General features: G+C 48.1%; 9 protein-coding genes and 1 pseudogene. 5 read left to right on the forward strand and 5 right to left on the reverse strand.

Annotated features, from left to right (window positions below; translation table 11 throughout):
- Nucleotides 1-484: 484 nt before the first annotated feature.
- From ABV298_RS24325 to ABV298_RS24335, 3 genes and pseudogenes are all read right to left on the reverse strand, one after another.
- Nucleotides 485-2,161: a right-handed parallel beta-helix repeat-containing protein gene (locus ABV298_RS24325; protein WP_353718743.1), complete on the reverse strand. Its 1,677-nt coding sequence runs from the start codon at nucleotides 2,159-2,161 to the stop codon at nucleotides 485-487.
- Nucleotides 2,162-2,311: 150 nt separating this feature from the next.
- Nucleotides 2,312-3,043, reverse strand: a pseudogene (locus ABV298_RS24330) (IS982 family transposase); the annotation flags it as partial.
- A 508-nt stretch (nucleotides 3,044-3,551) separates the two neighbouring features.
- Nucleotides 3,552-3,842 (reverse strand): MGMT family protein, encoded by a 291-nt coding sequence (locus tag ABV298_RS24335; RefSeq protein ID WP_353718744.1) that lies wholly within the window; start codon nucleotides 3,840-3,842, stop codon nucleotides 3,552-3,554.
- A gap of 532 nt (nucleotides 3,843-4,374) precedes the next feature.
- Here ABV298_RS24335 and ABV298_RS24340 point away from each other — a divergent pair.
- The gene (locus ABV298_RS24340; protein ID WP_353718745.1) at nucleotides 4,375-7,269 is read left to right on the forward strand and encodes an ATP-binding protein; all 2,895 of its coding nucleotides are present in this window, start codon (nucleotides 4,375-4,377) and stop codon (nucleotides 7,267-7,269) included.
- Between the two features lie 103 nt (nucleotides 7,270-7,372).
- Here ABV298_RS24340 and ABV298_RS24345 read toward each other — a convergent pair whose 3' ends face one another.
- Nucleotides 7,373-12,718: a T9SS type A sorting domain-containing protein gene (locus ABV298_RS24345; RefSeq protein WP_353718746.1), complete on the reverse strand. Its 5,346-nt coding sequence runs from the start codon at nucleotides 12,716-12,718 to the stop codon at nucleotides 7,373-7,375.
- On the opposite strand from ABV298_RS24345, the gene ABV298_RS24350 reads away from it, so the two are divergent.
- Nucleotides 12,701-13,033 carry a hypothetical protein gene (locus ABV298_RS24350; protein ID WP_353718747.1) on the forward strand — a complete coding sequence of 111 codons (333 nt, stop codon included), beginning with the start codon at nucleotides 12,701-12,703 and terminating at the stop codon, nucleotides 13,031-13,033. The two genes, ABV298_RS24345 and ABV298_RS24350, sit on opposite strands and share 18 nt — an antisense overlap.
- Before the next feature lie 661 nt (nucleotides 13,034-13,694).
- Nucleotides 13,695-14,333: a response regulator transcription factor gene (locus tag ABV298_RS24355; protein WP_353718748.1), complete on the forward strand. Its 639-nt coding sequence runs from the start codon at nucleotides 13,695-13,697 to the stop codon at nucleotides 14,331-14,333.
- 317 nt (nucleotides 14,334-14,650) lie between these two features.
- Here the strand turns inward: ABV298_RS24355 and ABV298_RS24360 are convergent, their stop codons facing one another.
- Nucleotides 14,651-15,187, reverse strand: coding sequence for a hypothetical protein (locus tag ABV298_RS24360; RefSeq protein WP_353718749.1), 537 nt, complete (start codon nucleotides 15,185-15,187; stop codon nucleotides 14,651-14,653).
- A gap of 283 nt (nucleotides 15,188-15,470) precedes the next feature.
- Between ABV298_RS24360 and ABV298_RS24365 the strand changes: the two genes are divergently transcribed.
- Nucleotides 15,471-15,671, forward strand: coding sequence for a transposase (locus ABV298_RS24365; protein WP_353718750.1), 201 nt, complete (start codon nucleotides 15,471-15,473; stop codon nucleotides 15,669-15,671).
- A 303-nt stretch (nucleotides 15,672-15,974) separates the two neighbouring features.
- On the forward strand, nucleotides 15,975-16,133 hold the full coding sequence (locus ABV298_RS24370) for an IS3 family transposase (RefSeq protein ID WP_353718751.1): 159 nt from the start codon (nucleotides 15,975-15,977) through the stop codon (nucleotides 16,131-16,133).
- Nucleotides 16,134-16,211: the final 78 nt, after the last annotated feature.

The raw sequence follows: 16,211 nt of genomic DNA on the forward strand, positions 1-16,211 counted from the left end.
CTAGCTCTCCACTTTTTCCAAACGCCTACGAGCGACTCCAAATTACAGATTAAGGCATATCCGTTTTGCCCGAGGATAAACAATTTACTATAAAAACACTCTGCCGCTTGCATTTCAACATAGAAACACGCAGCCAGTTTACTATGAGATTAATTTCTGAAATACACAATAAACCAAAGCGCGCCGCTCAGAAATGCCGGGCTGCCTGTGAGTAACTTGTTTTTGGCTGATCTAGGAATCTCTCGTGTGGACCTGTTTTGACTATTGCTACCCAACGCTGGACTATAAGCGGCCACAAATGCGCCAGTAAAAGACAACAGTAGACAATCACGATCAGGACCCCCATCGTTTCATCAGTTGGCATGGACGAGCGATTATGGTTTTGCTCAATACATCAGAATAAGCATTTTGACCTAAGCTTTGTCACTTAACATACTGTTCTTATCAGAATAGCCAGCGGGGTAAACATTGACACTTACAGAAACTACTGGACGATCAGGCTAAAAGTACGCTTGACCGCTCTTTCTTGGACTGTTATCAAATAGGTTCCCGGCAGTAGAGAAGCTAATGGTGAAATCTCCACCGCTTGCGTATCCAGGGGTTTGCGCCTGAAAGGTATCGTCTGACCCGATGCGCTACGAGCTTCGATCTTGGCCGTAACCGGTTCGTCTACGCTGACTCGAAAAGACTGGCTTTGAACGAGGTTTGGATACACTGCGTAATCCCGAGAACGTGCGATGACTGAAACAATGCGTGACACAGTGCGCGTACCATCAATATCGTATTGAATCAGACGGTAGTAGCTTGTACCGGAATAGGGCATCGGATCAACCGCTTTGTATGTTTGTAATGTGCTGGAATTACCGGCGACGTCGCGGATTTCAACCACTGGCTCAAACGAGACAAGGTCTTTGCTGCGCTCGATCACAAAACGCGCATTCTGTGTTTCCTGTGCAGTTGCCCATTCTAATTCTACCGAATGAGTTGCAACCGGTTTGGCCGAAAAAGAAATTAATGTTACGGGAAGCGTGTTGCCGAACTCGTAGGCGCCCATATCTACCGACTCGCCGGCTATTCTTCCCTTGCCTGCCAGATCGGCAATACCAATATTTAAACCTGTAGTATCCGGCGTACCTGCATCTATGCAAGGGCTACCGCTTTGCAAGGTAAAATCCATACTTGCGGCGTCGGTAAACAAGGGGTCCAGGCTAAGATTACCCGTGCCGCTAATGACGCCATCTTGCAAATTGCTGTAAGTGACGGTGACTGTCGAGTTCAGGCTAACCAAACCACTTGTATTGCCCCAGATTATGGTATTGGAAATAACCGCACCAGCACGAGAATTAAGTATACCGCCACCGGAGCCGGCCGAATTTGCCGCAAATGTACAGTTCGTAACGGTAACAGATAAAGAAGTATTACATAGGCCACCGCCATATGCGATTGCAGTGTTGCCAGCAAAAGTACAATTGGTAATAACCGAACCCGTAGACGCAAATTCATAAATGGCACCACCATTAAATGCTGAATTTCCTGTAAAAATACAATTCATAATAACCGGCCGGGAAGTACCCGTATTAGCCATGCCGCCGCCGCCGCCGGATTGTGTTGAATTGTTCGAGAAACCACAGTTCGTAATAGTTGGCGAAGAATTATAGTTAAATATACCGCCTCCATAAGAGGCTGCCTGATTGTTGGAAAAAATGCAGTTGCTGATAGTGGGCGAAACACTGCTGTTATATATACCGCCACCAAGGCTTTGGTATCCACTTGTAATGAAAAATCCGTCTAACAAGGCGGCACTCGTCAGGCCGTTGTTGACATTAAGCATAACGTTTGCGCGATTGCCTTGCAAGGTAGCTTTGTTGGCAAGATTGCGCTGCGCGAAATCGGTCTCAGTACCAATGAAACCACCGAATATTTTAACGCCTTCTTTCATGGAAAAAGCGGTATTGGTCGCTGGCTGATACGTCGCTTGGGCTACAAAAATGCTGTCGCCGCTTGCGGCTGCATCAATAGCGGCTTGCAAATTGGTATAAGCATTAGCCCAAGTGGTGCCATCATTATTTCCCGTAGCATTCAGGCTTACATAAAGAACCGTAGCGTTTGTTTTAATAAAGCTGCTTACCAGCAAAGCAAAGGCTAGGAAAACTCTTCTCATATTGCAGATGTGAAATGTTTAATAAAAAATGTCCGTGAATTAACCTAATAGCCAGTAATCATTTAATCGTTTATTTCCAATATTTGATCAACAACTACTACAATTGTTTCTTGCCCATTTGCCTGGTAGTATATTTTACCCGTTGTGCGGTTAACGAAGGAGCGCATGTTTAATTTGCCCTAGCGGCTTACTGGCCAGTAACTTGATTGCTTTCAGTATGGAAACGGAAGCTATTTTGGCTACAATCCTGGTAAATAGCCCTTCCGAGGTTTTGGCGTAGTTCCGCTTAATCAGTTGTTGATCGCAGAGTTGAGAGAAAAGAGTTTCTATAATTTTACGTGTTTTCCGACGCCGGTAATTCCACAGATTTTCGATTTTCATATTGGCTTTTAACGGGGTTATTATCTTCACGCCTGCTTGTTGGAACAACGCAAGCTGCTGGCCAGCTGAAATGTAACCGCGATCCGCAAGAAGCTCACATTCAGGTAGATTATCATGTTTTAAAAACGGAATGTATTGAGAGTCATGCATACTCGCCGTGGTCATGCCGGTGGCAAACGGAAAGCCACTTTTGGAAATTACCAGGTGCATTTTGAAACCGTGGTAGTAGCTCTTATGACTTGCATGCCAGGCAGTAGAAGGTAGGACTAATTCATCGTCACGGCATATTTTAAGGCGCTGAATTCGAGGTTTTTGACAAATAGGGATAGGAATTGAATCAATTACATACTCGCTGTCTTGTCCAGAAAATTTTAAGCAGACTAGCTTTGACAATTGGGCTGTCTTCTCAGAAAGCCTGCGTCGTCTCCTGTTATACGTTGTCCTGTGAATCAGGTTGGGAAACATTCTGGGATACCCAGCGCGAAGCTTTCCGAACAACCAATTCTCCGAGCGGTCCGCCGCAGCAGTCTATGGACAAAGATTCGGCCAAACAAGATAAGGCAATCACTTGTATATCAGACATCTTTGGTTTATTTGGATAGAATTTAAAATTACCCTCGACGTCTATTTCGTCCCGAAAAACTGTTTTGGCAATCGCAAGAAATTTGCTGAAATTGGCTCTAAGATTGTGCATCGTTAATACGGTTTGGTACCCTTATTAACTTACTGAATTCAGGAAAATGCACAATCCTTTTTTATGCCAAATTTCAACCGCACAACGGGTTATATTTTCTATCCTGGTATAAGATCGTAGCAAGACATGCAAGTTCTTTGGATTTTTTTGTTGATCCTTTTTGGATATTCCTAGCCAGTGTTCCCGGGCAAAGTACGTCGTCTGAAAGTGGCTTGACATCACTGAGCGAGAATGATCAATAAACTTACAGATTTTTTTCTTTTTCTCAGAGATTTCGAGCTAAAGCAATTCTGTGAGCGGATGCAGGGAGCCGGCTCAGGATTGTGAAATTCGATAACCTCGGCCAGTTACTTGTGCCGCCGCCAGTAGCCTCCTCAACTTATGTTCTGCCCCAAGTGTTACTTGTAAATTACAAAATCCGGCAATTATAAGGTATGCAAGCTTCCGAGCCTCTACAAATTCGCTTCCCTGAGAATCATCACTTGTCTTCGCTTCGCCCCCCCAGTGATAGTGCCCAAGCTCCCCTGTCGATTTCATCACACGATGGCATGGTCTTAGCATTGCGATACGGTTTTCGCCCATTGCAATTCCTATATCCTGTGCCATATGCCCGGTGCCCCTGGCTGGAAATTACGGCGAAACTGACCATCTGATTTCAATTCAGGTTGACCAAGTCATTTCGGCCTCAACAAACCACTATATACATCTCTTATCAGTAGATTACACGAGATTGCGCGAATCTTAACCGGTGGTCAATCTGCCATGGACTAAGGTGGTCAGTGCCACCGTATTTTCAGCTATTTTACCGGACGTGTTTTCCGGCTGCACGCCACCAGTTTGTGTACTCTGGCAATTATCGAACAAATGCGAGGTAATATTTCTACATTAACAAGTTAAATATTATGTTTACATAATAGAACTTTCCTTGTATTCCGTTTTGCTATCGATTGTTCGTTTTGCTTCAAAAAGATGTGCTTCCAGTTTTGCATGTCTATTTTTCCTGAACCTTCTAATATGCCCGTCACGAAGTTTATTCGCCCAGCAGATTGACTTCTATTCCCCCAATTACAGTTTTCAACATTTTACCGCTGAAAACGGACTTCCCCAAAATAGTGTAAAAGCCATAGCGGCTGACGAGATGGGATTTGCCTGGCTGGCTACGGAAAGTGGTTTGGTAAGGTTCGACGGTAAGGATATGACCGTTTTTAACAAGAACAACCTGAATATCTCGGCAAACCGCTTTTTCCAGAGTCAGAAAAGCATCTTCAATGGACAGCTGTATTTTAGAAACGAAGATAACCAGGGGATATTGATCGAAAACGGGCGTGCCGAGGTCGATACCCAATACGTTTCAGAATGGCGAGGCATGTTGAAGCGAATCGGTTTGACATCGCGTCGTGCACTGCAGAGCAACGATGGTTCGGGCAGGCCTCTATATGACTATGACTGGCAGGATTTGATAGTTGCCGGTCGCCCCGGGTCGTTCTTTGTTTGTGACACTACGTCGGTTACCTGCTACGAGGGCGACCGGTTAAAATACAGGGTCGTGTATAAGGTGCGTAACCCGCTTACCTATTTTTATATCGATGACAAGTTGTTCCACTGGCACCGGGAGAACGGAAAGATTACACGGATTTCCCATGATAAAACGGAAGATGTAGAAGTCGTGGGCGATATACTTCGGAATGAAGACTTCAGAAAGTTGAAATCGGGTTTTGAAATCTTGTGGAATGGATCGTCAAACCATCCGATGCTCTATTTTGGAGGTAAGCTGTACGGCCTAACCCTAACGTCCCCCAACCAATTTACGTCAAAATATCTATTGGAAGGATTCGATCTGAACAAGAGGCGTGTCGTTAGTTCCTATTATGATCCAAAAAACGGCATGATAATGCTGGGAAGCCTCACAGAAGGTCTTTTCGTGTTTCATAGAAAGCATTTTTCGGTCCTACAAGGCAGCGAAGGCAATGCTTTTTACGAGCAGAGTTTTTTTTGCGGCCGATATATTATTAATGGGTCCGGCGAGGCCTTCGATGTTTTCAACGGAGAAAAAAGGGTACTTCCTCTCGGGAAACAGTTTTACAAAGCGTCAGCATTTGTTGCCAAAGACGGCCAAATATGGTCCTGGAAAAATAGATTCCTGTATTTGTTTTCACATGACGGAAAAAAACTGATACGTAAATGGCCAATTTCAGGAAATACTATCACCGTCTTTCAAGCGGACTCCGGCACTTACTGGCTCGGAAACGACCTGGGAATTGTTCGCAGGGTGACCACCAGCGAAAGTGCTGTTAAAGAATACGATCTGCGCGATCCCTATGCCTGTATCAATTACATTGTCCCGGCAAAGGGACCGGATAAGGCGGCCTTGTGGATTGCGACCAAAAATGGCCTTTATCAGATGCGAACGGATGGAAAGGCGGCCCAAAGGATACGCGGCACCGAAGGGATAAATGTACGGTCCCTTCTTGTTGTCGGAACGGGTGCCGCGGAAGGCCGATCGGCGGAGTTGTGGGGCACCACCTATGAAAACGGCTTTTTCCTTTACCGTAATGGTCAGTTAACGTGGTTCCCGCCCGACCGCCGGCTATATCTCAAAACAGCGCATTGCATCGTTCATGATCGCAATGATTTTTTCTGGATTACCACCAACAGCGGACTGTTCAGGGTACTCAGAAAAGACCTGCTCTCCTATGCGAACGGGATGCAGCAACAGATTTACTATGAGTATTACGACCAGAAAGCGGGATTTCTCTCCAATGAGTTCAATGGCGGTTGCCAGCCTTGTGCTTTAAGGCTTCCGGATGGCAGGGTATCCCTGCCTTCCATAAACGGACTAGTTTTGTTTCACCCGGAACGGACACCCACCAACACGCCCGACCGGCCGCTGCTAATCGATCAGGTCGAGTACAATGGCCGGAGTGTACCGGCAAGCGACACGATAATCCTCGATGCCGATTTCGAAATTTTGAGCATGAAAGTGCTTACTCCTCATTTTGGCAACCCGGAAAACCTGAACATGTTTTATCAGCTGTCATCGGATCAACAGCCGGGTTCGTGGTTGCGGGTACCCCCGAGCGGTGTGCTATCTTTCAACCGTCTTGCGGGCAATGATTACAAGCTCACTATTCGTAAACTTTCCGGCTTTGGCACCGGCCATTTCACGGAAAAGACGATCCATATCATCGTGCCGCTTAAATGGTATCAAACAATGTGGTTCAGCGTTTTGGCTTTCCTGCTTTTTTTGATCGGCGTTTACTTCTATGTTAAATGGAGGACGATGAACGTGAAGAAACAAAACGCCCAGCTTGAAAGGTCGGTAGCCGAAAGGACCGCCAGCCTTGAAGACAGCCAGATGGAGCTGAGCAGGCAATTACATATTCAGGCGCGGCTGATGGCTGCTATTACACATGACGTACGGGCACCCTTGAAATCGATCCTGATCACCGCCGGCAATATCAAGGAATTGAACACCCAGCGAAGGTATGATCTGAGTTCACGGATCGGCGACGCGATCGAGCAAACCACTTCCCAATTGTTGATCTTCATAGAAAACCTGCTGCAATACGCCCGGACGACGGTTTACGATGAAAAAATAAAAATCGAGGATTTCGATTTAGGCGAATTGATCGAAAGCAAGGTAAAGCTGTTTGAAAACGTCGCCAGGTTATATGAAAACCGGGTGCTGAACCAACTGCCGGCTCGTTTAATAGTAACGTCAAATCCGCAACTGCTCTCGGTGATTATCCACAACTTGCTGGATAATGCGCTCAAATATTGTTACCGGGGTGAAATCCGGATATATGGAAAAATGGTCGAAGAACGGATGTATATTTTCATCGCCGATAATGGTCCGGGATTGTCGGAGGATATTTTGTCATGGTTCAACAAAAAGATCAGCCACGAAACTCCGTTCAACAACTCGGTGTCGGGTGGGTTCGGACTGACGATCGTAAAAGAAGTTGCTAAGCTGATCAACGTAAACATACAGGCAGGGAACCAGGATGGTGCTGTTTTTCGCCTTGAAATTTAGGCGCCGCCCATGCCTTACTTAGCATTGGCTATTTCATAATCCCGGTTCACAAAAAAAGCGCCCTCAGTTTTGAAGGCGCTTTTCGATTCACTTTAAACAGGTATTATCTACGGATAACGAGCTTATGCGTACTCCTGGTGCCGTCTATACCTTTCAGGACCAGCAGGTACATCCCCGCCGGAAGATGCTTCACATCGATTGATCCGGACAGAACCTTGTCGGACTGATAGACCTTGACACCGCTCGCAGCGACGATCTCAACCTGACTGATTCCCGAAAGATCATTCGCCTTGATGTTCACTTTTTCGGCAGCCGGATTCGGATAAATTTCGATAGAAATCTCATCCGCGAAGTTGATGCTCTGGATACGGCTATACGTGAAAGTATCATCAAAATCAATCATTTTGAGGCGATAGAAACTCCGGCCTCCAAGTGGACGATCATCGGTGAAGCTATATGTGACGAGTACATTGCTTTCGCCTTTTGCCTGGCGTGTACCGATTGCCGTCCATTTCTTACCGTCGGCACTGCGCTGCACCTCAAACACCTTGCTATTGGTTTCTTCGGTGGTCTGCCAGTTCAGCGATGCGGTGCTTCCCTCTTTCGAAACTTTAAACGAAACCAGCGTTACAGGAAGCGGGTTGGTTTTGCTACCGAGGAATCCGAATGTAGAGAAAATCTGTATGCCGTCGAACTGCACGTACGGGATACCGTTTTCCAGGCCGGTCGAGGACGCCACAAGGCTGTCCTTTCCAACGACATCATCGACAGTCAGGTTATCCAGCACGTCCTGTTTGGAACCGCTCAGCTTGAACCAGGTCTTGTATGGGTACGCATCGATGATCGCTTTTTGGGCCGCGGGGTAGAACATTCTCACCTTGACGCCGCCGTTGGTGCTCAGCGTTCCATCCTGTACTATTTGCAGCATATAGGGCATTACTTCTGCCGTTTTGGTCGAACCGTCGGTTTCGAGGTGATCGGCATCGCTGCTTGTGCCGGTGTTGTAAATCACCACACTGGCCGGGTTAAACGTATTTCCGTTCGGATCTACGGCCGCCAGAAGTTTGGAAGGGGCCGCAGGATCGAAGTAATAATACCAGCCATTGATGAACTTGCAATTGTTCGTTGCCAACTCGGCGCTAACAGTTCCGTCTGCGATCACGCCGGCCAACGGGCTCGATGCGCAGCACGACGCCGGATTGATGGTCCAGTTAAATGTCGTCGGGTTGCTGGTACAATAGCTGTTCACATTGAGGTCAAAGAAGTAATTGTAGTCGGTTGTCTCACTATAACTAAACATTCCCGATTCGCTGTCATAAGCCAGGTCGCTCACGCCGCCCGTTACCTGGAAAGCAGGCGTAGTGGTAGCAGGCGAGCTGATGGGGAAATCCGGCGTGGCAAAGGCAAGTGAGTTCGTAAACGTCGCAGAAGGGTCTGCCACTTCGAGCACCAGCAAATACTCACCCGGCGCAATGTACCAGTTAGGCAATGTCGCGGTAATGGTAGCGCCATCAGCGATGTTGGCCGTGTTGGTGAATGAGTAAAGCAGGAACCCGTCAGCAGAATACAATCGGATAAAGAAGTCGTCATGAGATGGCGTATTGTCTTCATCGTCTACGTCTTTGATTTTGACGGAATTGAGCTTGACAAAGCTATTGACACTCAATTTTACACCGCTGCCAATATCAAATTTACCGCTTTCGGTACCATCGAGTTGCGATGTTCTGTATCCCTGGTCACCCAATACACTGGCTGTACTGCTGGTGACGTAGCTTTTCCATTGGCCGCTGTGAGCGGTGGTATCGGGAGTTACATTCAATGTCGCAGTGCCGGTTGTGTTATTCACAGGCGCAACATTGAACACTTTCGATTTGGGGCTGGTGAGCCAGTAGAAACGGCCCATGTTGGCAGGGTTAGCCGTGCTCGTCAATGTCGAAGACTGCGCCACACCCACACAACTGTTCTTATCCGCAATCGCGCTGGTGTTAACCGGTGTTTCACTTGCTGTCACAGAGGCGTACGCGGTGTTGGTATTAGGCACCGGCGTGCCGCCGCAAACCATGAATGCACGTACATATTTGGTTCCTGCCGCCGCCATGGTGTAGGTAAAGATGCTGTCGCCCTGGTTGAAGGTTTCCAAGCCGTTGGTAAATGCCGCGTCGTTGGCTACCTGAAACTGCCATTGGCTGCCCACTGCATAGTCGCCTGTTGCATTCACATAGTAATGAGCGATCGCTTTGATTTCGCCTCCGATGCAGGTCGTCGCCGCAGCGGTGTTCGGAGTGGGTGCGCCGGTACCAAAATATTTGACGGAGCTTCCGTTATTAACCAATTCGATACCGCGGTTCAGGTCCTGACCCCGGAATATGGTGTAGTTGTCCTGTACGGAGTTGTCGTCGAGTGTGGTCGCCAACGGATCAAGCGGCACGGGCGGGACCGGGTAGGATTCCAGCTCCACGGTACCAGGGCAGGTACTGGCGACATTGGCACTCCAATCGCCGCTGGTCCAGCTGCATACAGTCCCGTCGGACGTTTCTGCAATAACAAAATACTCGATGGTATAAACAGGATTGGTCACCGTGGCCGAGCGCAGAATGCTCAGATCGATCGTAAAATCGTAGTCATTGCCATTGTTGCCGGTCGGGTTAACCCACCGCCAGCCGCTTGGGCCCGAAGCCGAATTCGCGGCCGCATTGGCAGGCATTACATTGGCGTCGACAGCAGCGTAGGCAGCGTTGTTATATACCCTGCGGTAATACAAACGCGGCGCCTTGGCTCCGGTAGCTATCATTTGGCCATCGGGTGGTGTGATAGTCACTTTCAATGGTTTGTTACCACCACAAATACTGTCATTGATAGGCTTGTAGTCGAATGCAATAACCCCTGCGATGTACGGTGCTATAATGCCGCTGGTTTCATGAGCACCTGCCGTCACTTTGCCGGTACCCCTGCCAACCCCGAAATAATCCTGATTCACATTTACCGGAGTGCCGATATATTTAGCATTAAATACAGCGGACGTCGCGCCGGATGTTATTTTAAGATTGTCGGGAGCGCTTCCGCTGTTGACAAACGGGGATGGTTTTGGCGTCGTATTATTGACAGGATCCAGTTCTGCGTAACTTTCCTTGTCGGCCCCTGCCATAAACGTTTTGTAAATACCGCAGGCAATATTGAAATCGGGGTCATTGACCAGATAATTGGCCGCATTGGCGGTTGCACCACCGAAGGCAAAGCTGTTCCGGATGCCACCTGTGCCTGCGGCATTGTAGACGCTGCCCTGGCCGTAAATGTAGTTGGCCGGAGCTGCATTGACGAAATACACATTGCCGCTACTTGTTTTAGCCGTTCCCAACGGTACCTTTTTAGCGGCGGTCACACTGAAATTACGTACGGCCATGTTGGCTGCGGTACCTTTGGCGATCGCATTTACATGCACGATGTTGTTACGGTAATCCGTCAGATAGGTTTTGGTGTTGTAGTAATAAGAGGCGATGAGGATCCCTGTCACACCAAATGATGTGGCGGTGCTTGTCAGGGCACCGGCCGAACCGCCGTCCGCGGCTCCCAGTACGATGGTGTTGTGATAAATATTGGAACGGAAGATCGAGCCGGAAATAATAATCCCATTGATCGCCAACCTGCTGCGCATTGCGGGCGCTTTCAACTCACTGATAAAGTTGTTGTAAATGTTCTGGGTGGTGTTGTAATCTACATACGGACTAAATGTAGTGATGCCGACCGGTCCGGTCGCATAGTTGCCATCCGCCTGGTAACCCGTCGATAACGTGCCTGCATCCAGATTGGTGATATTATTACCATAAATATCGAGCTTGTTGTAATATTCGGCGGCAATACCGGCCAGCGGATATTTGTCATAAACATTATCGTAAATTCCGATCAATTTGCTCGAAGCGGCCACCATACCCGACAGGTTGCGAATCGTATTTTTGAATATGGAAACGTTGTGCCCGATCGTGTAGCTTCCTTTGGTGTAAATGCCCCTGATCATTGAATAACTATAAGCATGGTTGGCGGCATTGGCCGTTTGCGACATGTTTTCAATGAGGTTATTCGAAATAATCTTGGTCTGCAAGGCTCCGGTATAATCGGCCACAATGCCACGGAACTGGGCCTGGTAGCCATAGCCACTCGACGCATACAGGCCGGTACGCACGTTGTCGGTTAATTGGTTATTGTCAATGGTAACAGTGCTCGGACCGGTGCGTGGTTTTCCCTGCACACGGATCAGGTCGGTGTGGAAAACCGAGTTGCTGTTCGCCGCATTGTAAAGCTCGTTGCCCGAAATGGTATTGCTTTGTACGATCGAGCTGATACCACCGCTCTGGGCAAATATCATCGATGCGGAGACAGGGTTTCTGGCGCCGGCAGGCGCAAGGATATCGTTGTTGGTAATGTTGTTGTTTTTGATTTCCAGCAAATCCCGCGTTACCAGGTTCAGGTAAGAATAGGTGTAAATCAAATGCATGCCGGCGGTCAGTGCGATTGGTGTGTTGGTTGTATTTCCCAGGACAAAATTCGAGATGTTGTTGCCGTTGATATAAAGATTCTTGCTCGAATGCTTCCAGTTGATGGCGCTCAGCAGACCGCTCCTCACATGGCTGAGCCTTGAAAGGCCTGTGATGGTATTGCCCGTAATGGACACGTTATTGCCATTCTGGAAACCTTCACGCCGCCATGTATTCAATGTCACTGTCGGGGCGTCGGCATACCAGTACGAGTTAATTCCAACCACATCCCCGGTCCGACCTTTCAGGTTGGAAATATTGTTGTTATTGATTTCGATGTTCCCGGCAGGTTTGGCGCGCTCGGTGGCATCGTCGTTGGCAGCAAAAATAATCCCGAAGGCATATTTCAACGAGGCAGTCGTGTTGGTGGTCAGATCTATATTACTGATTGTATTATTATTGATCCTGAACAGCCCCGTAGCGGTGCGTGGCAAGGCGAAGCCACCACCCGTGGACATACCAGCCCAGATACCCGCAATGCTTCTGAGGTTGTCACTGATAGTTCCCCCGGTTGCGCCACTAACGTTGTTGTGCTCGATGGAAAAATCTTTTTGGCCGCCCACCGAAATGCCCGCCACGGCCGCGTGGTAAGTGCCGCCATACGCAACGCCCGAAGCCGGACCGAAATTGGTAATCGTGTTACCTTCCCCCGCTCGCCCGATGACGAGCCCTGTGCCGGCAAAAGCATTGGCACCGCTGATAAGATAGCCGTCCGTGACCCTGATACCGAAGAAGCAATTGTCGATGGTGTTACCCACGATCGTAATATTGCTGTGTACATCGGCCGCAGATTTGATGCCTTGTGTCGGGTTACTGTACGTCCAGTAATACGAACCGCTGTTGCTCCCCTGATGGGTACTGGTAAAATGGTTCAGGTCGATACCCGCACTCTGGTGATTGTAATGGATATAACCGATCATCTGGTGGTAATTGGGCTGGCGGGTCAACTGGATTTCACAGTTTTTGATCGTGACGAATTGGCAGCCATTGTTGCCCAGCGAGGTACTGTAACGTTCCTTAAACAGTGCGATACCCAGTTCAGCCCGTGCCGCGTTGGTGGTATGGGCTGCGTTTTCGACAATTTTAAGACCGTCGATCGTAATGTAATCCTGCCCGGCGATTCCGATAACGAAGTCGAAGTTGCCGATACCGTTACCGGCGGTAAACGTAGGTTTGGCGCCGTTACCGTCCCAGCGGATAACAACCGGGTTCGCTGCCGTCCCTCCCCCTGTTAATCAGAAGCCCTGCGGGAACATCGGGGTTTGGCGTAGTGTTGCCATTAGCCACCGTTTCGGTGTGTCCGCCCAGTACATTGAAGGTCACGCCACCCGAACCTACCCCCTGGGCGTTGAGATCGGCTACGGCTGCGGCAAGGGTCGGATAGTCGCCCCCCTGCTCCGACGGATTTGCTACCCGTCAACTGTGCATTCGCCCTTACAGCGCCTAGCAAGACCGCGGCAAGGGCTATTCTGGTAAATAGTCGTTTCATAAAAGATTATTTAATAACATGAAGTAGAGAGGATAGAACTGTCATTGACAAGGTGGAATCATAGGCGTCTGTCGGGGTTAGGCGGTTAATGGAACAATTGATGTGTGTGCACAGCGTGTGTGGAGATGCGACAGTTCGCGTCTCCTGAACATTCAAGCATAACTGGTGGTTAAAGAAGCCGGCATATGGGGAGGGTTCACATGCCTGCTGAACTATGCAGCCAAAAGTAGATTCTTAATACAAAGTAGATTGTAGTTTTACGTGGAAATAAATTGATTTTTTTATGACCATCAACTGAAAAAATTCTACAATTTGATTAGGCTATTCAGCCACAAAAATCACTAATGTAACTATCGTCAGGAATTAGGATAGCGTTACATTTGGGTTGTCGTTTTTCCTTTTCCTCTATGAAAAAAGTACTTATCATCGAAGACCACCCCGTTGTACGGACTGGCACCGAAATGTACCTCCAGACACTGATCCCGGACGTTGATATTCAATCTACATCCCATTTCGCGCAGGCGCAAACCATGATTGCGTCGCAGACTTTTGAGCTGATTACACTGGATATCAACATCCCGGGCGGCGATAAGCTTGAAATCATCGCCAGCGTTCGGCAAAAACAACCTCATGCCAAAATCCTGGTTTTTTCGGGGTACGACGAAGAATTGTATGCGGTTAAGTCCATTAAGTTGGGAGCTGACGGATTTCTTTCGAAGCATTCGTCAGCCGAGGAATGCAAGAATGCATTTAACACTGTGATAAACGGCGGCAAATACATCAGTTCCAAAGTGCAGCAACTGATGCTGGACCGGCTGGTCGAGCACAGTAAAGCGGCTCACCATGGGGCGGCCGATTTGACGGCAAAAGAGGTGAAGATTGCAAAAATGCTCGTGGACGGCCACACTGTCAAGGAAATTGGCGGCGAACTGAATTTAGCCCCCTCGACAGTCAGCACCTACAAAGCAAGGATTTTCGACAAGATGAACGTACGGAACCTGGTAGAACTTTTGAAAAAAATGAAGAAGGTCGGCGACCATTTGTAGCGACGACAAAACTGCTTATGTGAAGTAAAGTGGTCAGCTCAAGCTGGAGAATCCGGTTAAGTGTAGTGGCTCTATAGCTCCGCTACATCTCGCAGTCAGCAAATTGTAGAACAACCCTGGCTCAACCAGCGATCTGACCGCGGTATCGATCCCCACCACACCAACCGAATTAAACGATTGGTCGTTCAATTCTACCGATGGCATGATCTATGCATTCGGTACGAACAAAGTGCTGTATCGGTTCGATCCGGTAACCTGCTGAAAATTACGGTGCCAGTGACCACCCCATTTCAATTTGAGCTGACCAGATCATTCGGTCAAGATTGACCACCAAATCTTTCTTTCGTCAGTGAGTTACACAAAATCGAAGAATGTGGATTACTGGTCAATCTGCCACGGAATGAGGTGGTCTGTTGCACCGTATTCTCCAATAGGCCTTCGATGTCCTGAAATTCGCCCTTCCGTTTCAGCTTAGCCAAGCGATCTGTTAACGCGTCGAGCCTTTCTTCGTAAAGGGCAATGCGTCTTCTTAAATTGACGGGCTTATCCCGTTTCAAAGCTTCAATTTCGGCGAGTATCGGTGCCTCTTTTCGGCTCGGCACCTTTTCCTGCTTGATCTTTCCAGAAAACTCCTGTAAATATGCTGTTATTAACTCTGCCGGCGTTACAGGACCGTGTGGCCAGAGGTCGCGGTAGATTTTTGCGTACCGGTTCTCGATTTCAGCGAGCTTCGCGTTTTGCTTTTCTGATCCTTCACCTGTAAACATCCGCATTTTGGAATGCCATCGCGATTGATTGAACTCGAAAGGCTGTTTCAATGTGGATGTCGTGCCCTTAATCGCGATGTAAGACACGACACATTTATCGATAAAATAAAATCTTACCTTCAACGCGCCCGGGATAATCGTCCGAATATGTCCATTCATTCTTGTTCATAGTAATTAGTGGATTGGTGATTAAATATTGGTGTCGTTAAACATGTCGGCGGGTTTGGCCGGCTTTGGAGGTTGTGAAGCCTACAAAGGCAATGGGCCGTATGATTGATCCTTATCTATTGGAAGATAAGGACGAACCGGGAAAGTGGTGGTGAGGTGGTTCCAAAAAAGCGGCACACATTCTTGCACAACCTGAAGTACAATGGAAAACCGAACTGGGGTAAAATCCCGAAGAAGTTATGACGCTGATTTCAAGCAAGAACTGACTACGATGTTGGTGTCCGGCAGGAGTGCCAGAGAACTTTCTCAGAGTTTTGGAATTGCGGAAAATCTTCTCTATCGTTGGAAAAGCATGGCGATGATGAAGACAAAAGTGGTCCGCCACCGCGGCGAAAACGGGTGACACTGAAAGCAGTAAGTCTGCTAAGCTTACGGCTGAGAACGCAAGATTAAGGGCTGAGAACGAACGTTTGAAAACCGACCGTGAGATCCTAAAAAAAGCGTTGGGTCTTTTCAGCAAGTCCGACTGAGAGACGTCTATGACTTGATTTTCAACCTGTCGAAGACCAATAAAGTAAGCTATCTGTGTCGATTATTTGACGTCAGCAGAACTGCCTACTACCGATACAGGCGTGGGGGAAGTCATAACTCGGACAAGAAATACAACCGCCCAAAGCATGAAGTCCGGATCGAATTTATCCGGAACATGAAACGCTATGGAAGTCGACGAATCAAGGAATCTTTGAAGCAAAAAGGCATCAGAATCGGTCGTCGAAAAGTTGTTGAAATCATGCGAAAAGAGGGTTTGAGAGCGATTCAGCCTCCTAGATTCATCCGGCAGCGGCCGACCGTCAAGGACTACTGACAGTAAGCACGGCAAACGGGTTTGCGATAATCTGCTGCTCAATCAGCCAAAGCCAGATCACCCAGATGCAATATGGGT

This window comes from Dyadobacter sp. 676 (assembly GCF_040448675.1).
Classification (GTDB): Bacteria; Bacteroidota; Bacteroidia; order Cytophagales; family Spirosomataceae; genus Dyadobacter.